26 protein-coding genes and 1 tRNA gene are annotated in these 26863 nt (G+C 40.5%); 12 read left to right on the top strand and 15 right to left on the bottom strand.

Translation table 11 applies throughout. The features are described from left to right. Position 1: 1 nt before the first annotated feature. From A4V03_RS17725 to A4V03_RS17740, 4 genes are read right to left on the bottom strand one after another with little or no spacing between them, the layout of a single operon-like run. Positions 2 to 286, bottom strand: coding sequence for a hypothetical protein (locus A4V03_RS17725; RefSeq protein ID WP_005655479.1), 285 nt, complete (start codon positions 284 to 286; stop codon positions 2 to 4). Between the two features lie 3 nt (positions 287 to 289). After that, on the bottom strand, positions 290 to 502 hold the full coding sequence (locus A4V03_RS17730) for a hypothetical protein (protein ID WP_008642482.1): 213 nt from the start codon (positions 500 to 502) through the stop codon (positions 290 to 292). Positions 503 to 516: 14 nt separating this feature from the next. Further along, positions 517 to 1068 (bottom strand): helix-turn-helix domain-containing protein, encoded by a 552-nt coding sequence (locus A4V03_RS17735; protein ID WP_005655483.1) that lies wholly within the window; start codon positions 1066 to 1068, stop codon positions 517 to 519. After that, on the bottom strand, positions 1065 to 1310 hold the full coding sequence (locus tag A4V03_RS17740) for a hypothetical protein (RefSeq protein WP_005655486.1): 246 nt from the start codon (positions 1308 to 1310) through the stop codon (positions 1065 to 1067). Before A4V03_RS17740 ends, A4V03_RS17735 begins: the two co-directional genes overlap by 4 nt. 143 nt (positions 1311 to 1453) lie before the next feature. Here A4V03_RS17740 and A4V03_RS17745 point away from each other — a divergent pair, with 143 nt between their 5' ends. The 3 genes from A4V03_RS17745 to A4V03_RS17755 all read left to right on the top strand — a co-directional run bounded on the left by A4V03_RS17745 (position 1454) and on the right by A4V03_RS17755 (position 2385). Continuing rightward, positions 1454 to 1897 (top strand): helix-turn-helix domain-containing protein, encoded by a 444-nt coding sequence (locus tag A4V03_RS17745; RefSeq protein ID WP_032592280.1) that lies wholly within the window; start codon positions 1454 to 1456, stop codon positions 1895 to 1897. A 30-nt stretch (positions 1898 to 1927) separates the two neighbouring features. Further along, positions 1928 to 2128: a hypothetical protein gene (locus A4V03_RS17750; protein ID WP_032592282.1), complete on the top strand. Its 201-nt coding sequence runs from the start codon at positions 1928 to 1930 to the stop codon at positions 2126 to 2128. 62 nt (positions 2129 to 2190) lie between these two features. Continuing rightward, positions 2191 to 2385 carry a hypothetical protein gene (locus tag A4V03_RS17755; protein ID WP_225982644.1) on the top strand — a complete coding sequence of 65 codons (195 nt, stop codon included), beginning with the start codon at positions 2191 to 2193 and terminating at the stop codon, positions 2383 to 2385. Positions 2386 to 2549: 164 nt separating this feature from the next. On the opposite strand, the gene A4V03_RS17760 is transcribed toward A4V03_RS17755, so the two are convergent. Further along, positions 2550 to 2792: a hypothetical protein gene (locus tag A4V03_RS17760; protein ID WP_005655492.1), complete on the bottom strand. Its 243-nt coding sequence runs from the start codon at positions 2790 to 2792 to the stop codon at positions 2550 to 2552. Positions 2793 to 3154: 362 nt separating this feature from the next. On the opposite strand from A4V03_RS17760, the gene A4V03_RS17765 reads away from it, so the two are divergent. Continuing rightward, positions 3155 to 3877, top strand: a complete 723-nt coding sequence (locus A4V03_RS17765; RefSeq protein WP_005655493.1) for a DUF4468 domain-containing protein — start codon at positions 3155 to 3157, stop codon at positions 3875 to 3877. 498 nt (positions 3878 to 4375) lie between these two features. Here the strand turns inward: A4V03_RS17765 and A4V03_RS17770 are convergent, their stop codons facing one another. Both A4V03_RS17770 and A4V03_RS17775 read right to left on the bottom strand, forming a co-directional pair. After that, entirely contained in the window at positions 4376 to 5698 is a 1323-nt protein-coding gene (locus A4V03_RS17770; protein WP_005655495.1) for a phage integrase SAM-like domain-containing protein, read from the bottom strand. A 107-nt stretch (positions 5699 to 5805) separates the two neighbouring features. Next, a tRNA-Arg gene (locus A4V03_RS17775) sits at positions 5806 to 5877 on the bottom strand. Between the two features lie 331 nt (positions 5878 to 6208). On the opposite strand from A4V03_RS17775, the gene A4V03_RS17780 reads away from it, so the two are divergent. The 3 genes from A4V03_RS17780 (at position 6209) to A4V03_RS17790 (ending at position 11043) form a co-directional block, all read left to right on the top strand. Beyond that, on the top strand, positions 6209 to 8059 hold the full coding sequence (locus A4V03_RS17780; RefSeq protein WP_065540490.1) for a 2-oxoacid:acceptor oxidoreductase subunit alpha: 1851 nt from the start codon (positions 6209 to 6211) through the stop codon (positions 8057 to 8059). 3 nt (positions 8060 to 8062) lie between these two features. Beyond that, positions 8063 to 9073, top strand: a complete 1011-nt coding sequence (locus A4V03_RS17785; protein WP_065539771.1) for a 2-oxoacid:ferredoxin oxidoreductase subunit beta — start codon at positions 8063 to 8065, stop codon at positions 9071 to 9073. Between the two features lie 764 nt (positions 9074 to 9837). Next, positions 9838 to 11043, top strand: coding sequence for an ATP-binding protein (locus A4V03_RS17790; protein WP_065539772.1), 1206 nt, complete (start codon positions 9838 to 9840; stop codon positions 11041 to 11043). Positions 11044 to 11070: 27 nt separating this feature from the next. On the opposite strand, the gene A4V03_RS17795 is transcribed toward A4V03_RS17790, so the two are convergent. The 5 genes from A4V03_RS17795 to aroQ are packed head-to-tail and all read right to left on the bottom strand — an operon-like array spanning position 11071 to position 15254. Continuing rightward, positions 11071 to 12297 (bottom strand): FtsX-like permease family protein, encoded by a 1227-nt coding sequence (locus tag A4V03_RS17795; protein ID WP_065539773.1) that lies wholly within the window; start codon positions 12295 to 12297, stop codon positions 11071 to 11073. Between the two features lie 17 nt (positions 12298 to 12314). Beyond that, complete coding sequence (gene rbfA, locus A4V03_RS17800; protein ID WP_065539774.1) at positions 12315 to 12647, bottom strand: 30S ribosome-binding factor RbfA; 333 nt, start codon at positions 12645 to 12647, stop codon at positions 12315 to 12317. 16 nt (positions 12648 to 12663) lie between these two features. Then, positions 12664 to 13320, bottom strand: a complete 657-nt coding sequence (locus A4V03_RS17805) for an O-methyltransferase (RefSeq protein ID WP_065539775.1) — start codon at positions 13318 to 13320, stop codon at positions 12664 to 12666. 20 nt (positions 13321 to 13340) lie between these two features. Then, the gene (pyk, locus tag A4V03_RS17810; protein WP_065539776.1) at positions 13341 to 14798 is read right to left on the bottom strand and encodes a pyruvate kinase; all 1458 of its coding nucleotides are present in this window, start codon (positions 14796 to 14798) and stop codon (positions 13341 to 13343) included. 36 nt (positions 14799 to 14834) lie between these two features. Continuing rightward, positions 14835 to 15254, bottom strand: a complete 420-nt coding sequence (aroQ, locus tag A4V03_RS17815; protein ID WP_065539777.1) for a type II 3-dehydroquinate dehydratase — start codon at positions 15252 to 15254, stop codon at positions 14835 to 14837. Between the two features lie 62 nt (positions 15255 to 15316). Here aroQ and xerD point away from each other — a divergent pair, with 62 nt between their 5' ends. From xerD to A4V03_RS17840, 5 genes are all read left to right on the top strand, one after another. Next, complete coding sequence (gene xerD / locus A4V03_RS17820; RefSeq protein ID WP_065539778.1) at positions 15317 to 16276, top strand: site-specific tyrosine recombinase XerD; 960 nt, start codon at positions 15317 to 15319, stop codon at positions 16274 to 16276. A 135-nt stretch (positions 16277 to 16411) separates the two neighbouring features. Next, on the top strand, positions 16412 to 18106 hold the full coding sequence (locus tag A4V03_RS17825; RefSeq protein ID WP_065539779.1) for a tetratricopeptide repeat protein: 1695 nt from the start codon (positions 16412 to 16414) through the stop codon (positions 18104 to 18106). A gap of 114 nt (positions 18107 to 18220) precedes the next feature. Further along, on the top strand, positions 18221 to 19291 hold the full coding sequence (locus A4V03_RS17830; RefSeq protein ID WP_065539780.1) for a TlpA disulfide reductase family protein: 1071 nt from the start codon (positions 18221 to 18223) through the stop codon (positions 19289 to 19291). Between the two features lie 6 nt (positions 19292 to 19297). Further along, complete coding sequence (locus tag A4V03_RS17835) at positions 19298 to 20836, top strand: YifB family Mg chelatase-like AAA ATPase (protein ID WP_065539781.1); 1539 nt, start codon at positions 19298 to 19300, stop codon at positions 20834 to 20836. Between the two features lie 130 nt (positions 20837 to 20966). After that, on the top strand, positions 20967 to 22493 hold the full coding sequence (locus A4V03_RS17840; RefSeq protein WP_369882196.1) for a sensor histidine kinase: 1527 nt from the start codon (positions 20967 to 20969) through the stop codon (positions 22491 to 22493). Between the two features lie 144 nt (positions 22494 to 22637). On the opposite strand, the gene A4V03_RS17845 is transcribed toward A4V03_RS17840, so the two are convergent. The 3 genes from A4V03_RS17845 to A4V03_RS17855 form a co-directional block, all read right to left on the bottom strand. Next, a complete protein-coding gene (locus A4V03_RS17845) occupies positions 22638 to 23705 on the bottom strand; it encodes a glycoside hydrolase family 88/105 protein (protein WP_065540491.1) in 1068 nt (355 codons plus the stop codon). A 590-nt stretch (positions 23706 to 24295) separates the two neighbouring features. Then, on the bottom strand, positions 24296 to 25843 hold the full coding sequence (locus A4V03_RS17850) for a glycoside hydrolase family 76 protein (protein WP_065539783.1): 1548 nt from the start codon (positions 25841 to 25843) through the stop codon (positions 24296 to 24298). 20 nt (positions 25844 to 25863) lie between these two features. Beyond that, the gene (locus A4V03_RS17855; RefSeq protein ID WP_286144803.1) at positions 25864 to 26787 is read right to left on the bottom strand and encodes a glycoside hydrolase family 43 protein; all 924 of its coding nucleotides are present in this window, start codon (positions 26785 to 26787) and stop codon (positions 25864 to 25866) included. Between the last annotated feature and the right edge of the window lie 76 nt (positions 26788 to 26863).

Below are 26863 nucleotides of genomic sequence, written 5' to 3' on the forward strand. Positions count from 1 at the left end.
ATCACTTATTAATTATAGAGTTGATTTTCTCTGATTTATCCACTGCCATAAGTTCGGCACGTGAATACAATACTTTGGAATGTATAGAGCTACCGCCACGGATAGTAGAAACTCTGCCGTCTTTTTGCCAGCGTTTCACCCGGCACTCTTGAAACAATCTGTATGCTTCACGTTGTGAAATGAGGTCTTTTGCCGGGATAGTCTGTTTTACATAGTTGGCAGCACCCAAAGAAGCCATTTCCATACAGAGATTCTTTAACTCGTATAGTTCCATCTGAATTGCCATAAGTCAGTCCTTTTTGTAGCGGTTCTTAAAATATTCTCTAACACTTACTATCCCATACTCATTGTCGGTATAGAAAACCCATGCCAGCCAAAAACAAGCCATAGCGGTAAAGAAGTGAAATGAGGCATTACAGAACAATGCCCCAGCAAGGGCAATAATGCCAAGAAGTAGCGTAACGCCACATTGGATAAGGTTTGCTAAAGTTTCTCCTTTCATCGGTGTTGCATTTGTTATTTGAAAAGATTGTTAGTCATAGCATACCGCATAAATTCAGCCATTGAATGTACTCCAACCTTTCGGAAACTGTTTTTTCTATGGTTGTTCACGGTATTTAAAGAGATAAACAGCTTTTCGGCTATTTCTGAATCGTTTTTCCCATCATAGAGCATTCGCATAACTTCTATTTGCCTATCGGACAACTTAGAGTTGAATTTAGGAGCGCAAATAACTTTATCATGTTTGCATTCTCCACGTAATGGACAACCTACAAACTCAAAATTAAAGTTCCAATTCTCATCTACATCAATCATGTTGTCATACAGACCGAAGTTGCATTTAATGAATCTACGCACCGCTATGAAATCCCGATACCTCTTGTTGTTTGAATTTTTAGAGTATATATCCATAAGCGCATCGTATGCTTCGGGATAAAACTCCCTCAGTATAGCCAAGAAAGCTTGGATAAAGTCGGTATCAGTTTCTTTCAACTGCCTTTCGGCTTCTCCGATAGGGCGCATAGTAACTTCACCCTCCGGGGTTGTGTAGAACTCTATAGCTTTCATTCTGTAACAGGAAATAAAATATCGGCTGGAACGCCCAGTTTATCACTAATCATCTTTTGTTTGAGGGCATCCGGCTTTTGTACGCCATGAATCCACATTCGTACCGTCTTGGTACTACACATACACAGAGCCGCTATTTCCTCCACAAACTCAGTTTTTGGAGCTTTTACAGCACTCCTTTCAGGCAATCCTTTGTAAATCTGAATAAAAGACTGATAGTCTTTTTGGGTTACTTTTTTCATTTTCTCTAATTTATATGTTCTACAAACACGCTTTTTGGCTATATTTGTAATGTCATTTATTTAATTACGCAACAAATATAGGCTATATATCCGAATATAACAAAACTTTTGGATATATTTTCTATTAAAAATATTCTATTTATATGCAACGATTTGATTTAAAGAGGTTTAGGCTTGATAGAAAACTTACTCAAAAGGAGTTGGCAGAGATATTAATGTGTAAACAAAACTATATTTCAAATATAGAAAACGGAATAAAACCTATTTCAAAAGAGAAATTGGATATATTGCAGTCTGAATTCGGTGATATTTCAAAATATTATTCGGATATATCACCAAAACAAAATACGGTATTAAAAGAAGTCACTCCCGAAGATTTCATGTTTGCTGGTGCTGACGCTTTTTCAAGACAAGTCGTAAAGATGATGAATGACAAGCTGATTGCACCTTATGGAATGTTAGTAGAAAAAGATAAGGAAATAGAACGGTTGAATAGATTGATAGGCAGATTGCAAAACGAAATAGAGGAACTTAAAAAGGGAAGTGCCCAAACGGAGAATCCTGCCGAATGTGCCAATGCCGTATAGTGTTTGGTTTAAAGCAAAGGAAGTATTGATATGGAAAAGTATTATAGAATGGTTATAGACCTCTACAAAGAAGTCCTTTTAATTAACCGGGTAAACCCTGATAGGGTATTAGATGCGCAAAGGGAAATATCCAACGCTATTACTACGGCTATAATAACCAATGAGCCTACAGGTGAATTGGAGTTGCTAAAATCCGATATAGAGAACTTGAAGAGCCATATATCGCAATGAATACCGTCATAAGCAAGCAAATAATGGAAAGGTTCTATAGTGCGCTGGATGCCATTATAGCCATGAAGAAAATAAGAGGAGTAAATACATACTGTAGGCTCAACAACATAGATAGAAGAAATTTTATTGCGCAAAGAAAAGACTTGGAGCGTGGATGGTTTCAATTATCTTGGTTGTATCCTATGGTTAAGGAGTATGGAGTAAGTGCCAAATGGCTGCTTACTGGATTTGGAAGAATGTTTGAAGAACAAAAATAGCCCCATGCAAACATTATTAGTCTGCATGGGGCTATTTCTTACAAATATTCCATATCACAAATTAGCAAGCCATTTCTTGCCAGATTTTGTTCTTAGCCAAATCATAAATGCACCCGTCACAACTATTCCAACGGTAAAGATAGCTCCTAACATTTCCATATCTATTATTTTAAAATTGTATTTCCTACTTTAGCAAGCATTATAGTCCAAACACTCCCTGCTGTCAAAACATACCAGTTTATACCAGCTTCCACATTGGCATATATCGGAGTTATTCCACCAAGAACCAAACCCGCAAATGTGAGTTGCGCCAAGTTAAAAAAGAATCCAGCAAGTTTTTCACGCCTCACTTTATCTTTCTCCTTGACTTCTTTCTTAGCTTCTTGTTGTACGCTCCAATTACCCATATAAACTACTATTTTCTACAAAGGTACAAAATCCCCGCTTATTTGGAAACAAAAACCTATATATTTTTGATACGTCATTATAAATATAACACTGCAAGACTATTTTTATAACAAATAATACACTATATTTGCTGCTGAATTAAAATATCACTAAATAGCATTGGCTATTGTTGTAGGGATTAAGAAAACGACCAAATTTCAGAAACAGCCCTCAGACAATTTGCTAATGCCTGCGCTTTGCGTGGGCATTACTCTTGTATGGGCTGTTAGGTGCTTGGTCGTACCTCTTAATCCTCGGAGTAATCCCACGCTTTCGTGTGTATTACAGTAGCTTGCTAAGTACAACCGTTAAATACACACTTATGAAAACTTTGCTAATGCTTTGCCTGATAGCTTTGATAACAGGAAATTCCTTTGCTCAAAACACGTATAGTGAAATTGGGGCTAAAACTGAATACATAACAGAGGTTAAGGGTTCAAAAGATTATTTGTTTTTAAATGCCCAACAGTGGGCGAGTACTAACACCACAGAGTGGGATTCGTCTATTGACACAAGCGATAAAGAAAGCGGGACAACCATTCTAAAAGTATCTTCATACCTATCTAAAAAAAATGGAGTAAACAGCTACTCTAAAATCAGAGTTAACATGAATGTGAAAATTGATTGTCGGGAAAACAAATACCGCATTATATTCTCAAACTTCACATCAAGTGTACAGCCTGATAGAAATGTCGAAACTGAATATCTTCCCACAAGTTCTTTAGAAAGTATGATTGAAGAGTTAGAGATGATTACCAAATTATCTGAATATGATTTTAAAAAAGAAACTTCATGGGGTTATGATAACATCATAAGCGTACGAGAAAAATACATTAGCCAAAATAAAGAGTACAAAGAAAAGATACTGACATTTGACAGTAATTCAAAAAAGGGGAAAAAAGAAATTAAATACCGGGAGAAGTGGATAAAAGAAAATGAGATTATTATTTCTTATTTAGATTACATCCTAAAAGGATTTGGTGATAAAGTCACTGAAATAAATAGTTCCATCAACAAGGTAATGAATGTAAGTGATGATTTTTGATACATAGAGGCGGTGCAATCAGCATCGCCTTTTTTTGTTCTTCCCCCACACCCCTATTTCATATATTTACTCTTAATTAACTATATAATATTATATATTAGTATATATTATCCCTTATAACTTGCATAAAATTTTGCCTAAGCAAAAATAGGCTTGTAAATCACTGAACTATAACAGCTTACAAATTTTGCTTAGGCAAACGCAAAAAGGCTATATTTTTGCTTAGGCAAAATAACGCTTATAACACACTGTATTTCAATCATTTGCAAATTTTGCTTAGGCAAAACACTATTTTTAGGCTTAAAAACAACTATTTATTTGATTATCAGAATATTATAATTTTTGCTTAGGCAAAATCATTTTGCTTAGGCAATTTGCTTAGGCAAAATTTGCAACTATCTGATTATCAGAGATAATACAGATTTAGAGGATAGATAAACACCTATTAAAATTTTGCCTAAGCAAAAATAGGCTTGTAAATCACTGAACTATAACAGCTTACAAATTTTGCTTAGGCAAAACACGCTTATTTTTGGGTATATACTTCTTTTCTGTTACATCATCCAAAGATAGCTTGACATAATCCAATACCTTACGGTTGGCAGCATCTATGCTGTCCCACGATTTCGCAATATAAATATCCGTCACTCTCATATTTTCGTCCACGTGGTTAAGAGCTGTGTGAACGGTGTATTTATCTACTCCGGCTTCATTGCTTGCAATGGTTGCCCATGTATGGCGGGCTGCGTAAAACTCCAAATCATCTATTCCCAAATCATCACCAATCTTTTTCAAACCCTTGTTAATTGCAGCCGTAAAGCTATCCACGCTTGAATACAGCTTGTAGAAATTAAAGACCCTTTGCCCGGTATGGTCTTTATATTTTTTCATAAGGGCTTTTAGTTCCGGCTCTATCCTCACAGATATTTCCGCTTTGTCGGCTCTCCGATTCTTTGTTTTTGTCCGTTGGTATGTAATTCGTCCTTTCTTCAAATCCGTACAAGTGTACAAATCTACCGCATTCATTCCGATTAGGCAGAAACTCAAAAGAAAGACATCCTTTGCGAGATTGTACCTGTTTGTCCCCGGTTGCATAATCAAAGAATAAGGCAGCTCCGAAAATTTACGAAGTAAATCCGTAGAAATAGCCCTTTTTCTTGTAACTGGAACTTTTGGAATTTCCACCCTCTTAAAAGGAGAATAGGGAATGCGTATCAGCCCGGCATCCTCATCGTTAAACTCTTTCTTTGCTCGGTTGTGTATGGCTCTTAGCTGGGATATATATAGGCTCTGTGCCCTTTCTCCGTGATTGGCTTCGGGTTTGGAACGTGCCGGATTCTCTTTTATCCACTTTATCCAATCATTGATAAACTTAACCGTGATTTCTTTTATGCTCACGCTATCCCTGCCAACAAAGCGTACAAGGTTGTTAATAGCTACTTGGTAAGAAAGCGCATTGCCTGTATGCCCGGTTTCCTTTAAGTGCAATATGTATTGACGGGCATAAGCCACTATATCCAAATCGAAGTGTTCCCCATTGTCGTTAGTGATTGCATCTACCACCTGCTCAACGGTCATGGATTTAAGCCGTTCCCCCATGCGGTCACAAATGGAACGGTATTTCTTTATCATATCATCGGTGGCATCTATGTACTTTTGGTTTTTCAATTTGAAAGTCGTGCGTGTCAAATCATCCTTTGTCACGTAGTAAGTGGTCGGGATGTACTTTTTCCTCTTTTGGTGTATAACCCTTATCTTTATATTATATGTGCCGTCAGCCCTTTTTTGGTGAGCGTACACCTCTGCTTTGAATGTAGCCATAATCTTTGTAGAACTATAGTAGAACTTTTATCCGCAAATATACCTATTTTTTGCTGTAAATGCTGTAAAAAAAGAAGTCCACCCCGTAATGGAATGGACTTGAAAAGTAGCTCCGAGGGGAATCGAACCCCTATCTAAAATTTAGGAAATTCTTGTTCTATCCGTTGAACTACAGAGCCTTATGTAATAATTATCGTTATAACTTCCTTTTCTTATTTACTATAAATCTAAATTTTACTACCTTTGCCATTGTTTGGAAGAACATACGTTTAGGAAACTTCTATTCTATCCGTTGAACTACAAGGCCGCTTCAAATTTGTTTGCAAAGATAACGGTTTCTGTCGATTTAACAAGAATAAAAATGCAGGTTCCTTTCAGAGATTTCAAATAATTGGCGTCAATAGGGCAATAAAGTACGTTTTATTTTGATAATTCGATTAACTTTCCGACCTTTGCGCTCACAAATTGAAAGTAAAAACAGTTTTTAAATTAAATATAGTAATTAAAGTTATGGCAGACGAAATGATGGTTAAAGAATTGGAGGAAGTAGTAGTACGTTTCTCCGGCGACTCCGGCGATGGCATGCAGCTGGCCGGTAACATCTTCTCGAACGTGTCGGCTACGGTAGGAAATGACATCTGTACATTCCCCGATTACCCGGCAGACATCCGCGCCCCGCAAGGTTCGCTGACCGGTGTTTCCGGTTTCCAGGTACACATTGGCGCCGGACAAGTTTACACTCCCGGAGACCGTTGCCACGTATTGGTAGCAATGAACCCTTCCGCACTGAAAACACAAATCAAATTCTGTAAACCGCAAGGACTTATCATCACCGACTCCGACTCATTCGAAGCCAGAGATTTGGAAAAAGCACAATTCAAGACTGACAATCCTTTCGAAGAACTAGGTATCAAGCAGGAAGTACTCGAAGTGCCCATCTCTTCCATGTGCAAAGAAAGCCTGAAAGACTCAGGACTGGACAATAAATCGGTACTTCGCTGCAAAAATATGTTTGCGCTCGGATTGGTTTGCTGGTTGTTCAATCGTAATCTTGCCGCAGCAGAGAAAATGCTGCGCGAAAAATTCGCCAAAAAACCCGAAATAGCAGAAGCTAATATCAAGATATTGAACGATGGTTTCAACTATGGAGCCAATACGCACGCTTCTGTCTCTACTTATAAGATTGAAAGCAAAGCTCCGAAATCAAAAGGGCTTTATACAGATATTAATGGTAACAAGGCAACTGCCTACGGATTGATTGCCGCTGCCGAGAAAGCAGGACTGGAACTCTATTTGGGTTCCTACCCTATCACTCCGGCTACCGATATTCTGCACGAATTAGCCAAACATAAATCATTGGGAGTAAAAACCGTACAGTGCGAAGATGAAATCGCTGGTTGTGCATCCGCTGTCGGTGCCGCTTTTGCCGGTGCTTTGGCAGTGACTACAACTTCCGGTCCGGGTGTTTGCCTGAAGAGTGAGGCGATGAACCTTGCTGTCATCGGCGAGCTTCCATTAGTGATTGTCAATGTACAGCGTGGCGGTCCGTCTACCGGTCTTCCCACTAAATCGGAACAGACCGACTTATTGCAGGCCCTTTACGGACGCAACGGCGAAAGCCCGATGCCTGTAATCGCCGCAACATCACCGACCAACTGTTTCGATGCCGCCTATATGGCATGTAAGATTGCCCTGGAACACATGACTCCGGTTGTATTGCTAACTGATGCTTTCGTAGCTAACGGTTCTGCCGCATGGAAACTTCCTAACTTGGACGAATATCCAGCCATCAATCCTCCGTATGTAACTCCGGACATGGCGAGCAACTGGACTCCTTATCAACGCAATGAAGAAACAGGCGTACGCTATTGGGCTACTCCGGGAACAGAAGGTTTCATGCATCGTATCGGTGGTCTTGAAAAGAGCAACGAAACAGGCGCTATCTCTACCGAACCCGAAAACCACAACAAGATGGTTCACCTTCGCCAAGCCAAAGTGGACAAGATTGCAGACTATATTCCCGAACTCGAAGTGTTGGGCGATGAAGACGCAGATTTGCTGATTGTCGGTTGGGGCGGTACCTACGGACATCTCCGTCTGGCTATGGACTATATGCGCGAACATGGAAAGAAAGTGGCCTTCGCTCACTTCCAATACATCAACCCGCTACCGAAGAACACTGCCGATGTGTTGCGTAAATATAAGAAAATCGTGGTAGCTGAACAGAATCTGGGACAATTTGCAGGTTACTTGCGCATGAAAGTGCCCGGATTGAACATCAGCCAGTTCAACCAAGTGAAAGGACAGCCTTTCGTCACGAGAGAATTGATAGATGCATTCACTAAATTATTGGAGGAATAAAAGATGAGCGATAAAGTATATACCGTACAAGATTATAAAGCAGGTCAGCCTCGCTGGTGTCCGGGATGCGGTGACCACGCTTTCCTGAATTCACTGCACAAAGCCATGGCCGAACTGGGAACAGCTCCGCACGATATTGCCGTCATTTCGGGTATCGGTTGTTCTTCCCGTCTGCCCTATTATGTAAATACATACGGTTTCCACACCATCCACGGACGTGCAGCCGCTATTGCAACAGGAGCTAAAGTAGCTAATCCGAATTTGACTATCTGGCAGATTTCCGGTGACGGTGACGGCCTGGCAATCGGTGGTAACCACTTCATCCATGCATTACGCCGTAATGTCGACCTGAATATGATTCTGTTGAACAACCGTATCTACGGTCTGACAAAAGGACAATATTCACCGACTTCGGAACGTGGACTTGTAACCAAATCTTCTCCTTACGGAACTGTGGAAGACCCCTTCCGTCCCGCTGAACTGGCATTCGGTGCCCGCGGACGCTTCTTTGCACGCTGTATTGCAGTAGATGGTGCCGCCTCGGTAGAAGTATTGAAAGCAGCAGCCAACCATAAAGGCGCTTCTGTTGTAGAAGTTCTGCAAAACTGCGTTATCTTCAACGACGGAACTCACGCCAGTGTTGCCACCAAAGAAGGACGTGCCAAGAATGCTATCTATCTGGAACATGGCAAACCGATGTTGTTTGGCGAAAACAAGGAATTCGGATTGATGCAGGAAGGCTTCGGGCTGAAAGTAGTGAAACTGGGTGAGAACGGTATCACAGAAAAAGATATCCTTATCCACGACGCACACTGCCAAGACAATACGCTTCAACTGAAACTGGCTTTGATGGAAGGTCCCGACTTCCCGATTGCACTCGGCGTAATCCGTGATGTAGACGCTCCGACCTACAACGATGCAGTTACAGAACAAATCGAAGAAATCAAAGGCAAGAAGAAATATCACAATTTCCAGGAGCTGTTGATGACTAATGAGACTTGGGAAGTGAAATAATTCACTGCTCATCAATAATATAAAAGCTGGAGGAAGGATAAAACAATCCCTTTCTCCAGCTTTTTCATTATAAATAACGTAAATTCAATATACTTCGTCCGCATGTTTTCCCCTCCTTCGGGAATAGGAATAGTACAAGTTTATATCGAACTGATGTTAATTATTAGAATAAAAAAACGTTTTCAGCCTTCAGTTCTTTTAAAAAAGTCCCTCTTCATCGGTGTTTTTTGCTGAATTCAACTCCAGTTCTTTTTGCCATATTTACCTCCAATAAAGGCTCTATTGTAACACAACGAAGCCTGCATTTCATTGTAACAGAGCCTCTGTTTTACCCAAATGCAGGCTCTGTTTTATTCAGCCCACGTGGTAAATCTATATACCCCGCTTGCGGGGCATATATATCCAGCGTGGTGGACATATATATCCAGCATAGTGAGTATATATACCCACCACGCTGGATATATATCTCTACCAGTGAGCCTAAAAAGTTGAAAGTGCTGAAAGCACTCCCCCTTGCCTACAGCACCCTCCTCCTGCAAGGGATAATATTTCCGGTTTCAGCCGCTATCACCTTCCAGCAAAGCGTTTTCCTACATCATTTCACTGAGTATAATACTTGTCCCAGTCAATTCTACTACCAAATAGTAAAAGTAAATTTGAAGTATGATTAAAACATTTCATTAAATCAACGAAAGTTTGAAGTATAATTAAAACTTTTCCGTATATTCGCAAGAGTTTAAAGTATAATTAAAACTTTTAGGTCCATGAACTTTCCTCGAATCCTCAAAAAAAGAAAAGGTTATATTGACCGAATAAAACCTTTTATGCAAAAATCAGTAGCCAAGGTGTTAACAGGGCAACGCCGTGTAGGCAAAAGTTTCCTCCTTTACCAACTCATTGAAGAAATTTTAGCAGAAGAACCAGATGCGAATATTATCTATATCAATCTTGAAGATTTTGCATTCAGTTTCCTACAAACAGCAGAAGATTTACACTCGTACATCATTTCTCATAGCAAAGAAAAAGCTAAGAATTATATCTTTATCGATGAAATACAAGATATTCCCGGGTTTGAAAAAGTCATCCGTTCGCTCCTGCTCAATGAAGATAACGACATATACATTACAGGCAGTAACGCCAAGATGCTTTCAGGAGAACTCGCCACTTATTTAAGTGGCAGATATATCGAATTCAAAATATATAGTCTCTCCTATTCTGAATTTCTTGGATTCCACGGATTAACTGAAAGTGAAACGAGTTACGAATTATATAGCCGTTATGGCGGACTTCCCTATTTATTAAATCTCCCTCTCGAAGATGAAACGGTCAATGAATATTTGAAGAGTGTATATTCCACGATTGTATTTCGTGATGTTGTCAGTAGATACAAGTTACGCAATACTTTGTTCCTTGAGAAACTGATTCAATTTTTATCCGAAAACATAGGCAATCTCTTCTCGGCAAAGAATATCAGTGATTATTTAAAATCACAACATACCACCATATCAGTTAACCAAATACAAAGCTATACAGAATATTTAAACAATGCTTTCCTTATCCACCGGGTAGAGCGGTATGATTTGATTGGAAAACGCGTATTTGAGATAGGAGAGAAATATTATTTCGAAAATATGGGAATCCGGAACATTGTCATCGGATATCGCATAACAGACAAAGCTAGAATATTGGAAAATCTAGTGTATAACCACCTTTTATACAAAGGTTACGATATTAAGGTTGGCTATTACGGAGATAAGGAAATAGATTTTATCGGAGAAAAGAATGGAGAAAAACTATATATACAGGTCGCTTTAAAAATAGATAGCGACAAGACAGCAGAAAGGGAATTTGGAAAACTGCTAAAGATACAGGACAACTATCCCAAAATAGTGATAACAGAAGATACATTCAACGGAAATAGTTATGAGGGTATACGCCATTGTCCTATACGCCGGTTCTTAATGGAGTAAACACCAACCGGACGCCCGACTATTAAATTATAAAAGTCTCTTACTTAGATAACGTACAGGATACCATACAGAGAGAAAACCAACTGCTAAAACTGTGATAAAGATGAGTACGACATCCCAAACATGAACGCTGACGGGATAGGCGTCTACAACAAAAGTACCACCACCGCCTCCCAATGAAATTATACCGAATTTCTGTTGGATAAAGCATAGGATTAAGCCTAAAACAATGCCGGAAATAGCGCCAAAAAGAGAAATGAGACGTCCTTCAAAGAGGAATATTCGGGAAATGAGCTTATCACTTGCTCCAAGACTCCTCAAAGTTACTACATCATCCTTCTTATCCAAGATCAACATAGAAAGGGAGCCTATCACATTAAAACAGGCTATCATTAAAATAAAAGTGAGGAACAAATAAGAGATTAGTTTCTCTATCTCCATAATACGGAAAACATCTGCCTGCTGCTGATAACGATCCTGAACAACAAAATCATCACCTAGTATGTTTTCTATTTTAGATTGTACCGATGAAGTATTTACATTAGGCTTCAATTTCAATTCCATCGCAGAGACTTCTGTGGTATAATCCATAAGCTGACGAAGAAAATCAAGAGAAGTCAGAATATATCTTCCATCATATTCTTGCTGATTCACCACAAATACGACACCCGGAGAATATAGATAATCATGGTTAAAAGAAGCACCGGGATTTGCCATGTTCACTTTAGCATTTCGCTTGGGAAGATATACCTGAAGAGGATCGACAAATCCCAAACCAGTCCCCAAGGTTGCAACCAATTCCACTCCCATGACGCCATAATTCACGATCGAATCATGAAGAACGAATTCTCCCGCACCATAAAGTATGCTGTCTATAGCCGTCAGTTCTTCAAAATCATCCTCCACTCCTTTTAGTACAACCATAGCCTGACGGTCCTTGTATTGCACCATTGCATTCTCTTCGAGCGTCTCTGTAAACACCTCCACTTCAGGAAGCGCACAAACAGCACGAATCCGTTCATCTTGTGCATCAAAAACCTTTCCTTCACGGACCGTAATCTTCAATTGCGGATCAAAAGCCGTAAAAAAGCTAGCCACCATATCCTGAAATCCATTAAAAACAGAAAGAGTGCAAACCAAAGCAAGCGTAGCAAGAGCCACCCCACATACGGAAATGCCGGATATGATATTAATGGCATTATGCTTTTTTTCTGAAAAAAGATAACGCCTGGCTATATAAAAAGGGAAGTTCACCTCTGCAATGAGTTATTTCACTTCAGCAATGAATCTATCTTCTCAATATAATCCAATGAATCATCCACGAAAAATTTCAATTCAGGAATGATACGCAGCTGGTGACGTACACGAGTCCCAAGCTCATAACGAATGGATTTCATATTCTCATTGATATTTTTCACCATCTCTAGTGCTTTCTCTGAAGGGAAAACACTGAGGTAAACACGGGCAATACTCATATCAGGACTGATGCGAACTGCGCTAACAGAGACCAATGTACCCGGCATGGACTTTGTTTGAAGCAGGAATATCTCACTTAGCTCTTTCTGCAACAGGCGAGATATCTTATTCTGTCTGGTTGTTTCCATAAAGTTATTTACTGTTTTACGATTTACTACTTACTATTTTCTTCCTTATAATCGTTAATCCGTCACGCAAAGGAAGTATTACTTTCTCCACTCGCACATCTTGTGCTATCAAATCATTAAATGCCTTAATACCAATTGTTTGAGAATCAGTATTGCGAGGTTGTTCAAGTACATGTCCGTCCCACAAAGTATTATCAGCAATGATATATCCTCCTTCGGAAAGATGCGCCAATGTCATCTCGTAATACTCAATGTACTTGCGTTTATCACCATCAATAAAAGCCATATCAAAAGTAACACCTAAACGCGGAACAAGTTCTAAAGCATCACCTATATAAAAACGAATTTTATCGGCAAACGGTGATTTCTCCAACCATGGACGAGTAAAATCCTCCTGTTCATCATTGATCTCAAACGTATGCAACAGTCCACCTTCCGCCAGACCTTCCGCCAGACAAAGGGCGGAGTAGCCGCTATACGTCCCAATTTCCAAGATCTGACGAGGCTGAATCATTTCTACAAACATCTTCAGCAACCGTCCTTGCAAATGCCCGGAAGCCATACGAGGACGAAGGAGCTTTACATGGGTATCCCGATAGAGCGATTTCAGGTAATCGCTCTCGGGATCAATATGCTGCAAAATATATTCGTCTATCGATTCGGTTTCCTGCATAAAACTTATCTCTTTAAAAATTAAAGATAACGGTTGTTGTTAGGCAATACAGTCTCCTCTGCATGCTTCAAAGCATCTTCCACCACATTAATTTCGAGGAATGAGGTCCTTGTTCCTGCTTTACCACTACTTAAATAACCGACCATATCAGAAGGCTGCAAACGACCTTCTTTTAACAAACGGCGTAACGCAGCAAAATAATATTCCTGTCCGTTAGCCAATTCCGGCATATAAAGAGCTTCCACACCATAAGACAAAGCCAAATGACGCATCGTCTTTTCTTTATAGCAGATAGCCAACACCGGATACTTTCCACGGAAAGCAGCCAGATTACGAGCAGTGCGTCCGCTATAACTATCAGTAATAATAGCACGTATTTTTAGCTTAGAAGTAGCTTTTACTGCTTGTTTAGCCAGGAATGCCGTCACATCATTACTGTTCTCATCCAATGGAATACGGATGTCATTATCAGCAAGTTTATCTTTCTCCGCTTGTGCCGCAATCTTGGTCATTGTTTTCACCGCATCTACCGGATACTTACCATAAGCAGTTTCCCCGCTCAACATCAAAGCATCTGTACGATAGTAGATTGCATTGGCAATATCAGTCACTTCCGCACGAGTCGGGCGAGGATTGTTTATCATTGTATGGAGCATCTGAGTAGCAACGATCACCGGCTTCTTTGCCAGAATACACTTGCGAATCAATACACGCTGGATTCCCGGGATACGTTCCTGAGGTACTTCAATACCCAGGTCTCCACGGGCAACCATTACACCATCTGCCACTTCCAGGATTTCATCGATATTATCCACCCCTTCTTGATTCTCAATCTTAGCAATAATCTTAATATCACTATTATGAGCATCCAGAATTTCACGTATGTCAAGTACATCCTGACGGTTGCGCACGAAAGAGTGAGCGATAAAATCAATATCCTTTTCGATAGCATAAAGAATATTGTTACGGTCTTTTTCCGTTAATGAAGGAAGATTGATGCGAACACCCGGGACATTTACGCTTTTACGGCTTCCCAAAGTAGCCTCATTCTTAACCTCACACAGCAAATAACCATCCGTCTTATCAATAACTTCCAGTTCCAGATCACCATCATCAATCAGAATCGTACCCCCGATATTCAGGTCAGACACAAAGTTCGGATATGAAACAGCAATACATTCACGGGTTGTTTCCAGATCCGGATTACCTACAATCTTTACTTTCTCTCCTATTTTATATGGAATTGGCTCTGCATTAGCCGTCGTACGAACTTCCGGACCTTTTGTATCCATCAAAATCGCAATACGGTTGGACACAGCACGTACATTTGCAATCAAAGCTTCAAAACCTTCACGGCTAGCGTGCGCTGTATTCATACGCACTACATTCATTCCAGCTTCAAACAACTGTTTTATAAAATCCACATCACAACGTCTATCCGAGATGGAAGCCACAATCTTAGTCTGTTTCAATAACATAGTCTTTCTACCTATTATATATTATTACCTTATTTATTATCTATCCAATAAAGCTTCCAAAGCCAAACGGTACGAATTTAGCCCAAAGCCACAAATCACTCCTTTACAAGCACAAGCAATCATCGACACATGCCGGAAAGGCTCGCGACTATGCACATTGGAAATATGCACCTCAATCACCGGAGATGTCACAGAACGAATAGCATCCTGCAAAGCTATGGAAGTATGTGTATACGCACCTGCATTCAAGATGATACCATCCATATCAAATCCCACCTGCTGTATGCAGTCTATCATCTCCCCCTCAATGTTCGATTGAAAATAGCCGATCTCCACGTCAACGTATCTTTTACGAAGATCACCCAAATAATCTTCAAATGTAACGCTTCCGTAAATGGAAGGTTCACGCTTACCCAACAGATTAATATTCGGGCCATTAATAATTTGTATCTTCATCGCGCAATCCTGTTTTTTTATACCTTTGTATCTGAAAGAATGTGCAAAGGTAGAAAAAAGAAATGGAAATCAACGAAAAAAAGCATAAGAAGGAACAACAAGAGCTGATAATCAGGAAGTATCAGCAGTATCTTAAACTGGAAAAGTCCTTATCTCTTAATACGCTGGATGCCTATCTTACGGATCTGGACAAACTGATGAGCTTTCTGACACTGGAAGGGATTAACGTATTGGACGTATGTCTGTCCGATCTTCAACGTTTTGCAGCCGGATTACATGACATCGGTATTCATGCCCGTTCGCAAGCCCGCATTTTGTCAGGAATCAAATCATTTTTCCGGTTCCTCATCCTCGAAAACTATCTGGAAGCAGATCCCAGTGAACTATTAGAAGGTCCTAAAATAGGCTTCAAACTTCCCGAGGTACTGACTGTGGAGGAAATTGACCGGATTATCTCCACCGTCGACCGCAGCAAAGCTGAAGGACAGCGCAACAGGGCTATTCTGGAAACACTATACAGTTGCGGACTTCGGGTATCAGAACTTGTCACCCTCAAACTATCCGACCTCTATTTTGACGAAGGCTTTATCAAAGTAGAAGGAAAAGGAAGCAAACAACGACTCGTGCCTATTTCCCCCCGGGCTATTAATGAAATAAAGCTTTATATCACAGACCGTAATCAGATTGAAGTGAAAAAAGGGCATGAAGATTTCGTTTTCGTCAGTCATCGGAGAGGCAAAGGACTTTCCCGGATTATGATCTTTCATTTGATAAAAGAATTAGCACAAAAAGCGGGCATTACCAAAAACATCAGTCCGCACACTTTCCGGCACTCCTTTGCCACTCATTTACTGGAAGGTGGAGCCAACTTGAGAGCCATTCAATGTATGCTCGGACATGAATCCATTGCGACAACGGAAATCTATACCCACATCGACCGCAATATGCTTCGTAGTGAGATTATCGAGCATCACCCGCGAAATATCAAGTATAGGAAAGAAAAAGAGAAGTTATTTCATTAAATTATGATAAAATCAGCCCCCTATCTGCATAAGTATATTAAGAATTAATATCTTTGCGTTACTTTTTCTGTGTGAGCAGAAGGAGGTTGGCAAATAGATGATATTTCAATTACAAACATTTAATTTATACCTAAAATGACTAAGAAGTTGTACTTGCCTTTACTCATGGCAATGGTTGTTGCATTATTCTCTTCTTGCAGCAAAAAAATGGGTGAATTGTCAGCCGATTACTTCACTGTTACTCCGCAAGTGCTGGAGGCAGTAGGTGGTAAAGTTCCTGCAACCATCAATGGCAAATTTCCTGAAAAGTATTTCAACAAAAAAGCGGTTGTAGAAGTTACTCCGGTTTTGAAATGGAATGGCGGCGAAGCTAAAGGCCAACCAGCTACTTTCCAAGGCGAAAAAGTGGAAGGTAACGACCAGACTATCTCTTACAAGATGGGCGGTAGCTACACAATGAAAACTTCTTTTGACTATGTTCCTGAAATGGCTAAATCAGAATTGTATCTGGAATTCAAAGCTACTATCGGAAAGAAAGTGGTGACTATTCCTGCTGTGAAAATAGCTGATGGTGTAATTTCTACTTCTGAATTAGTAAACAATACATTAGGTAACGCTAACCCTGCATTAGGCGAAGACGCTTTCCAACGTATCATCAAAGAAAAACACGATGCCAACATCATGTTCTTGATCCAACAAGCCAACATTCGTTCAAGCGAATTGAAGACTGCTAAAGAATTCAACAAAGAAGTAGCTAACATTAACGAAGCTGCTAACAAGAAGATCAGCAACATCGAAGTTTCTGCATACGCTTCTCCTGATGGTGGTGTAAGCTTGAATACTACTCTTGCAGAAAACCGTGAAGGCAACACAACTAAAATGTTGAGCAAAGACCTGAAGAAAGCAAAAATTGATGCTCCGATCGATGCTAAATATACTGCACAAGACTGGGAAGGTTTCCAAGAACTGGTTTCTAAATCTAACATCCAAGACAAAGAGTTGATTCTCCGCGTTATTGCAATGTACCAAGATCCTGCTCAAAGAGAAAGCGAAATCAAGAACATCTCTGCTGTATACAAAGAATTGGCTAACACAATCCTTCCTCAATTGCGTCGTTCTCGTCTGACTTTGAATTATGAAATTATCGGTAAGTCTGACGAAGAAATCGCCAAGTTGGCTTCTTCTAATCCTTCTGAACTGAACGTAGAAGAATTGCTGTATGCTGCTACACTGACTAACGATCCTGCTAAACAAGAAGCTATCTACACTCAAGCTACCAAACAGTTCCCGAACGATTATCGTGGTTACAACAACTTAGGTAAATTAGCTTACCAAGCTGGTAACATTGACAAAGCAGCATCTTACTTCCAGAAAGCTGCCAGCGTTAATGCTACTCCTGAAGTTAACATGAACTTAGGTTTGATCTCTTTGATGAAGGGTGACAAAACTGCTGCAGAAGCATACTTCGGTAAAGCTGCCGGCACAAAAGAACTTGGCGAATCTATGGGTAACCTGTACATCGCTCAAGGTCAATATGAAAGAGCAGTAAACTCATTCGGTGACTCTAAGACTAACAGTGCTGCTTTGGCTCAAATCCTTGCTAAGGACTACAATAAAGCTAAAAACACGCTGGCTAACGTAGAAAGACCTGATGCTTACACTGACTACCTGATGGCCGTATTAGGTGCTAGAACTAATAATTCTTCTATGGTAACAAGCAGCTTGAAGAGCGCAGTTGCTAAAGAATCTTCATTAGCTAAGAAAGCAGCTACTGATTTGGAATTTGCTAAATTCTTCACAAATGCAGATTTCATGAACATCGTTAAATAAGAGGATTACTACTCTATTTTAAATATATAAGAATTGCCTGTTATTATAAATGACGGGCAATTCTTTTTTTTTATCTGTAAAAACCGTACTTTCGCAGAAAAGAAACCAAAAACAATGAAAAAGAGTAGCATTTTAATCCTCATAATCATTTGTCTATGCAGTTGTGGCAAATCTTCAAAGAAGGTTAGCATAACCGGGGAGATCAAAGGTCTGGGCACAGATACGCTTTATCTGTATGGAATGGACGAATCATTCGACCGGATAGATACCATTTTCGCGAAGAACGATAAATTCTCTTATACAGCTTCAATAGATACCATTACTTCTGCCTTTTTACTTATTCGCAATCAGACAGAATATCCAATCTTCCTTGATAAAGAAAATCAGATCAAAATAAAAGGAGATATCAATCACCCGGAATATCTGGATATCAATGGCAATATATATAATGAAGAGTTTACAACCTTTCAGAAAGAACTAACTAGTCTGCCTACCCCGTCCGAGAAAGATTTAGAGCAAAAAGCAGAGGAATTCATCATGAAGCATCATTCTTCTTTTGTCAGCCTCTACTTGTTGGATAAATATTTTGTTCAGAAAGATTCGCCCGATTTCAACAAAATAAAGAAACTAATTGAAGTCATGACAGGAATATTGCAAGATAAGCTGTATATTGAACAGCTCAACGAAGCTATCTCGCTGTCAGAAAAAACAGAGACAGGCAAATATGCTCCCTTCTTCAGTCTAACTAATATAAAAGGAAAGAAAATTACCCGGTCATCAGAAGATTTCAAGAAAAAGAACCTGTTAATCAACTTCTGGGCTTCATGGGGAGATAGCATTACCAATCACCGGAGTAATGCCGAATTAAAAGAGATCTATCAGAAATATAAGAAGAATAAACATATAGCTATGCTCGGCATCTCCCTTGATATAGATAAACAAGAATGGCAGGATGCCATAAAACGTGATACGCTAAATTGGGAGCAAGTCTGTGATTTTGGCGGGCTAAATTCCGAAGTAGCCAAACAATACGCCATCAAGCAAGTTCCCAGCAACATTCTTCTATCAGCAGATGGCAAGATTCTTGCGAGAAACCTCAAAGAAGAACAATTGAAGAAGAAAATTGAGGAAGTAGTCACTGCTGCTGAAGAAAAGGAAAAACAAGAAAATAAAAAGAAAAAATAATCAAACGTGTTAATTAAAGTATTTGGAGCGGCTGTTCAAGGGATTGATGCAACACTCATCACAATCGAAGTCAACAGCTCGCGCGGCTGTATGTTTTATCTCGTTGGTCTTCCGGATTCTGCGGTCAAAGAAAGCCATCAACGTATTATCTCCGCATTGCTGGTGAATGGTTATAAAATGCCCACTAGCAATATAGTGGTCAACATGGCACCAGCAGACATCCGTAAAGAGGGTTCAGCCTACGACTTGCCTCTCGCCATCGGATTGTTAGGAGCTAACGAAACAATCTCTTCCGAGAAGTTTTCCCGCTATTTGTTAATGGGCGAACTAAGCCTGGACGGGAGTATACAGCCTATCAAAGGTGCGCTTCCCATTGCTATCAAAGCGCGCGAAGATGGTTTCGAAGGACTAATCATCCCCCAACAAAACGCACGGGAAGCTGCCGTCGTCAATCAATTAAAAGTCTACGGAGTCAGTAATATCAAGGAGGTCGTCGAGTTCTTCAATAATGAACGCGAATTAGAGCCGACTGTTGTTAATACACGGGAAGAATTCTATCAACAACAGACGGACTGTGACTTGGATTTTGCAGACGTTAAAGGGCAAGAGAGCGTAAAAAGAGCACTAGAAGTTGCAGCAGCCGGAGGACATAATTTAATAATGGTAGGTGCTCCGGGTAGCGGTAAATCGATGATGGCCAAACGCCTTCCTTCCATTCTTCCTCCTCTTTCACTGGGTGAAAGCTTGGAAACCACCAAGATACATTCAGTTGCCGGACAACTAAGACGCGGATCCTCATTAATTTCCCAACGCCCATTCCGCGACCCGCACCACACAATTTCCCAAGTGGCAATGGTTGGTGGAGGTAGTTTTCCACAACCCGGAGAAATCAGTCTGGCACATAACGGAGTACTATTTTTAGACGAATTGCCGGAATTCAACCGAGGAGTGCTGGAAGTGTTGCGTCAACCATTGGAAGACCGCCAGATCACTATTTCCCGTATCAAAAGTACGATCAGCTATCCAGCCAATCTGATGCTGATTGCATCCATGAACCCATGCCCCTGTGGATATTACAACCATCCGACAAAAGCATGCGTATGCAGCCCCGGACAGGTCCAAAAATACTTGAATAAGATATCCGGTCCATTATTAGATCGCATCGACATCCAGATAGAGATTGTTCCTGTACCCTTTGATAAGATTTCCGATCAAAGGCAGGGGGAACCGAGCAATATCATCAGGCAACGAGTGATAAAAGCCCGTCAAATACAGGAAAAACGGTACACTGAATATCCCGGAATTTATTGCAATGCACAAATGAACAGCAAATTGCTTGCAATGTATGCTCAACCGGATGACAAAGGGCTCGCATTACTGAAAAACGCCATGGAACGACTCAATTTGTCTGCCCGAGCCTACGACCGGATTTTAAAGGTTGCCCGTACAATCGCCGATTTGGAAGGAGCAGAACAAATACTTCCCAATCATTTGGCAGAAGCTATCAGTTATCGGAATCTAGACAGAGAGAACTGGGCAGGATAATAACAATGAATAGAATACAAACAGATGAGAATTATTTCATCATCAGCACTATCTTTTTTCATATATTTGTTTTACATTTGTAACAAATAAATAAATTCTAAATATGAGAAAATCGATCATAGCAATTTTAATGACAGTTTGTTTGAGTATAATGACTTATGCTCAAACTCCCCGAGACAGAGCCACGGAATTAAAGGAACAAGCACAAAGCAGTCTCAATCAAAAAGATTACATCAAAGCACGCTACTTATTCAAAAAGGCATACGAAGCATTTGCAACTCGCGAGAACTATCCACAGGCAATAGAATGCGGCATTCAGGCTAATGCTTTATACGTCAGAGAGAACTTTTACAAAGAAGGGTTCGAGCTTTGCCGTGATATGGACCAACTTATATGGGCCGGAGAACAAAATCAGAAGAAAGTCTTTTATGACCTCCGCTTCCTCGTGAACAAGGAACGGTTGCAGATGTACACGGCACTGAAAAATCCAGCTCAGGCAAAAACACAGCTTAATAAACTGGAAGAAACCGCTAACCTTGCCAAGAATGACTCACTGACAGAGGTTTTACTGTATACAAAAGCCAACTATTACTATACATTTAACCAAAACACACAAGGTGATGCCTGTTTCCGCAAGCTGATTAATCAATATAAGGAAAAGAAAGACTATGCCAAAGTGAATGATTGCTACAAGAACCTTATCAGAATTGCCCGCAAAGCCAATAATGCCCCTTTAATGGAACGCACCTATGAAAGCTACAACGTATGGACAGATTCTGTGAAAGCGCTGACAGCTCAAGACGAACTGAATGTACTGAAAAGGAAATATGACGAAAGCCAACTGACCATTCAAGAAAAAGACGACACGCTATCAGCCAAACAATACATCATTATAGGTCTGTGTGTTCTTGTAGCCATCCTCGTTGCCGGACTGGCAATACTGGCTGCCATACTACTGAAATTTATCGCCGGTAACCGCAAATTAAAGAAAAGTGTGAAGATTGCCAATGAGCATAACGAACTAAAAACCCAATTTATACAGAACATATCTGCACAGATGGAGCCGACTTTGAATACATTGGCTACTTCTGCGAATGAGCTTTTACAGAAAGCCCCGCAAGAAGCGAGCCAAATGCAGAGCCAGGTCGCTGCTCTAAAGAAATTCAGCGATGATATCCAGGAACTGTCTTCATTAGAGAATTCATTAACCGAACTCTATGAACTGGGTGAAATCAACGTAGGTACTTTCTGCGAAAATGTAATGGACAAGGTGAAGGAGCATATAAAAATAGATGTTACTCCTTCAGTCAACGCCCCCAAACTTCAGGTAAAGACAAACAAGGAGCAACTGGAACGTATCCTTCTCTACTTACTGAGAAATGCAGCCTTCTACACCGAACAAGGACGTATCAGCCTTGAGTTCAAGAAACGTGGTGCACACACTCATCAGTTTATCGTAACGGATACGGGAATCGGTATTCCGGCAGAGCAACAGGAAAATATTTTCAAGCCTTTCACGGAAGTGAAAGACCTCACTACAGGAGATGGATTAGGCTTACCAATCTGCTCACTTATCGCTGCAAAAATGAATGGTAGCCTGACGCTAGATACTGGCTATACCAAAGGAACCCGTTTCATATTGGAACTTCACGTGTAAATTTTGCATAAAGGGATTGCCTGAAAAGTTCTAAAAACGAAAACTCACCCACGCTACAACTATCTGTAACGTGGGTGAATTTGCAAAAAGAGACTTTTTAGACACCCTCTTATTGAGGAATTTAAACAGGTTCTAACCAAATTACTATTCCAACAAAGCAATCGTACACCAAAGATAAGGAGCCTGTCCGTGATAATCGCCCGTATTACGCCGACGGTCATAATAATACTGCATATCATCCTTTTTGTTAGTACCGACACATACCTCACGCACCTTTCCATCCGGATTGATATAAGTAAGCATCGACAGCCATGCTTTCCGAGCAAATTCACCGTATTCTTTCATCGACAACCAACCGTATTTCACACCTGTAATAAATGCATACGCAAACATGGCCGATCCCGAGGTTTCTATCCAACAATCCGATTTATCAATCAACTGTCTCCACATACCTTCTTCAGTCTGATACCTCTTTAAACTTGCCATCATAGTTTGAAAACCTTGCAGGATACGAAGATAGTACGGACTTGATTCCGACAAATGACGAAGTATTTCGACCATCCCCGCAGCTACCCATCCGTTGCCACGTCCCCAAAAGTAAGGGGCATCCGATGCATGATAGAAAAGACCGTTCGAACGTTGCAGTTTATCCAAATACATCTCCATTTCTTTTGCCGCCCGTTCCACATACTTCATATCGCCAGTTACTTTATAGGCATGCATCTGTATAATGGGAATCATATACATATCGTCAATCCATAAACGAGTTTGCCAGCTATACCCCTTCTCTGCCCATGACTTCGCACTTGCACTTGCATTTTCCGGTACTTCCCATTGGGTATCTGCATAAGGCATACCCATTTCACGATATCGTTCGTCTTTAGTGATCAGATACAAGGTCAGAGGAAGACTACCGAACATATTCCGGTCCACATGATCCATCCCAGGCAACAAATCCTTATCTGTCGTGAAAAAAGGTTCAAATCCTGTTATCAAAGGCAACAGCAACTCATCATCTTTTACTGCATCTGCGTATTTCAACGCACCATTCCAAGTAAAGGTTTCGGCATAACTAAGTGTTTTTCCACTATGTTTGCCTTTCGCAAAAAGGTTTCCCAAACGCTTGCCTATCTCTTTAGGAGTGCTTCCCACCGGAAAATCCATAAGCAACGGAGAGTCAATCGTACGTTTGGTCTGTAACGTCCATTCCAAAAGTTCTACCCCCTTGCCGCCTTGATTGCGATGAATAGTCAATTTATAATATTGATACGCCTCTTCATTGACTAATGCCAGCAACTTTTTCTCTGATTTTCCAAATGTCTGCCGAACCCTATTATCCAGCTCTGTCCATTTTTCATTATTATTCGAACCATAAAGAGACCAGGCAACAGGTGCATTCCCTTCTTTATCTCCGGTTGCCATAATCGAATAATAACGTACCGTAACGGGGTCTTTCCCCTTCCAAATAATAGAAACAGCAGTATTGGGAGTGTAAAAAGACGTTGTCCAGTCTCCGTCAACCAAATTGCTAATATCTTTTCCTTCAGGGGAATCATCATACTCAGGAGAGATAGTACCCTCTGTCGGCATATTATAATTATCTGCCTTCAACTGATACACATAGGTGTATTTTTCTTTTTCGTCATTTCCTGCACCCTCCTGGGTCGGTGGTACAGTTTCTTCATCACTGGAGCAGCTATACAACATACCACCTGATGTCAATATCAGGAATATGCAATACAGTGCTTTCGCTATATCATGCAGCCAACGATCGTTTTTCATTTTATACATCTTATTTTTCATTATTTTCCTTCTAGTTCCAGTACAGCCAAACGAGCCAACATCTCGACAAAAGCTCCTTCGTGCAGGACTTGCCAAGAAGAATTGGTTTTACCGATAAAATAATTATTACTCAGCAGATTAGTTGTTTGGTTCCGGCATTCTGACATCCAAGCTTGCAACATACTCTTCTCGAATGCAGTGACATAATCCCTTCTTCCATCAATCTTATACAGTTCAAGGAAACCACGAAACAATATAGAATAAAACCAGACATGATCTCCATTTATACGGTAGAACCTTTCTCCCAGTTCTTTTGAGTCATACAAGGTGAACCACTTACTGTGGGCTGAACGGGCAATCCGCTGCGCTTCATTCAGATATTGTTGTTCTCCTGTTATCTTGTACAATAAACAAGCTGCCTGCATTGGCTGACCGGAATTGTAACTATACTTACTTTTACCTATAGTCATCGAAGGAGTAATATTATCATAGAAAAGGTGATCACTCGGATCTTGCATGTATTGTATCAACCATGCATAAAATTCTTTAGCTTTATCCAGATACTTCTGTTCTTTGGTTATCTGATATAATTTACATCCCAGTACTGCTGCCGGTGCGGTAGAACATGTATGTTTATTACTGTATGCCGGTATCTCCCTCCAAAGAATACCACCGCCACATGAACTGGTATTTCCCACCATCAAATAATCCCAAACCATTTTCGCCTTCTCCAGAAAACGATTTTCCTTTGTCTGTTCATACAGTTCCGCCATATCCAGACCGATCCAGACATTATCGTCATAATATCTTTCATTTCCGTTTTGCGGATAAACAGCGTAAGCGCTGCGCTTGTTGTCAGTTGTGATGAAACGGTTAATACTGTTAAACATACGATCAGTCAAATCTGCATATTTTTTTTCATAAGCAGATACCCCAACAGAAGCTCCACGCAAAGCTACATAGCCAGAAAACCCCGCTCCTTGGTCCCAGACTACGGCATCTCCATCCCAATAAGGTCCGGTAGCAAGCGGATATTTTGTATTCCAACAGTCACGTGCAGACTTTCCGAAGCAAAGATTCATCAACGAAGTCATCAGGATGTCAGCCCTTTCCAAGAAACGGGTTCTCACCACTTCTTCTTCACGGAGCGGTGTAGCAGTGACCGCCGACTTCTCCGAGCGTCTCCCATAATTATCAACAGCAACGGCAGTCACAATATATGTTCCTGGTTCAGAAACAACAATTAACAGTGAACCAACCCTTTCTGTAGTAATGCGTATGTTCTTTTTTACTGTGTTCTCAGGTTTATCTCCCTCTAACAAATAAGAGATCTCTACAGAGATAGCTCCGACAGGATTAGTCCAGCTTACTTTCAATTCATTCGCTCTCTCCGTTTTCTCCGCCACAAGATTGGTAACTGGAGGTACTGTTTTTTGCCCCTGTCCATCCTGCTTTCCATCATCTATTTCATCCGTAATAGGCGAGTCGCCTCCACCACATGCTCCTAATAATGCAGATAGGAGAAAGAAACAGATGCCTAACAGTATATTAAATCGGATATTTTTCATGATATTTCCAGTTTATAGGGTTACTTTATTCTCACAGGTTCAATCGTTTCTCCTGTGATACTAATTACTCCTTTATCGGAGATATTGAAGTTACTGATATAAGAAGTACGAGGTCCTACACTAGTCTCACTCGCATGAGCATGAAAAATATATTTATAACTTCCATCGGCACAGACAAACGGTGCTCCATGTCCTGTGCCAACTAGTCCTACAGACTTAGCCGCCTCTTTGTCTCTTCGGAGAATCGGATTTCCGCTATATTTAGTCCAAGGTCCCTTGGGCGAAGTTGCCGTAGCATAGCCCACCGCATAATCCTTACTCTCATAGTGATTGGCCGAGTAAATCAGATAATAAGTATCTCCTTTCTTCAACAACGAAGGTCCTTCGGTTACTTTTGCTTGTTTTTTCTCCCACTCATCGGTGACACTTATACATTTAGTCAGTGTTTCCTTTTTTATGCTAGTCAAGTCATCATTCATCTCCGCCACCCAAATCACATTACCGTCAGTAAATCGTACATAATAAAGATAGGGAGTCCCATCGTCATCAATAAATAACGAGGTGTCAATTCCTTTCTCATCTGCCACAATAGGCTTCTTTTCCCTCTGTACAAAGGGACCTTCCGGACTTGTTGAAATAGCCGCACATATATGTTCATCTACAGAATAAAACATATAAAACAGATTTTTCGATTTCACATAGTACACTTCCGGCGCCCAGTACCATCTTGCCCCCCAAGAGTTTTCAGGCGACAACGCCTTCGTTTCATTTCGCTTCCAATGCTTCAGATCGTCTGATATATATACCTCAAAACCATTAACACGGGTACCATACGCATAGTATTTACCTTCATGGTATAACACAAAAGGATCGGCAATCGGCAATTTATACTCTGCTATTATATCCGGATCAATCGCGTCTTTTTCGGCTGGAGTAGCTGAAATCGTCACTTTCTCGGAACGATTACCATAATTATCAATGGCTACAGCAGCAATTTGGTAGGTTCCAAACTCTAGCAAT

The sequence above is a fragment of the Bacteroides caecimuris genome (assembly GCF_001688725.2).
Classification (GTDB): Bacteria; Bacteroidota; Bacteroidia; order Bacteroidales; family Bacteroidaceae; genus Bacteroides; species Bacteroides caecimuris.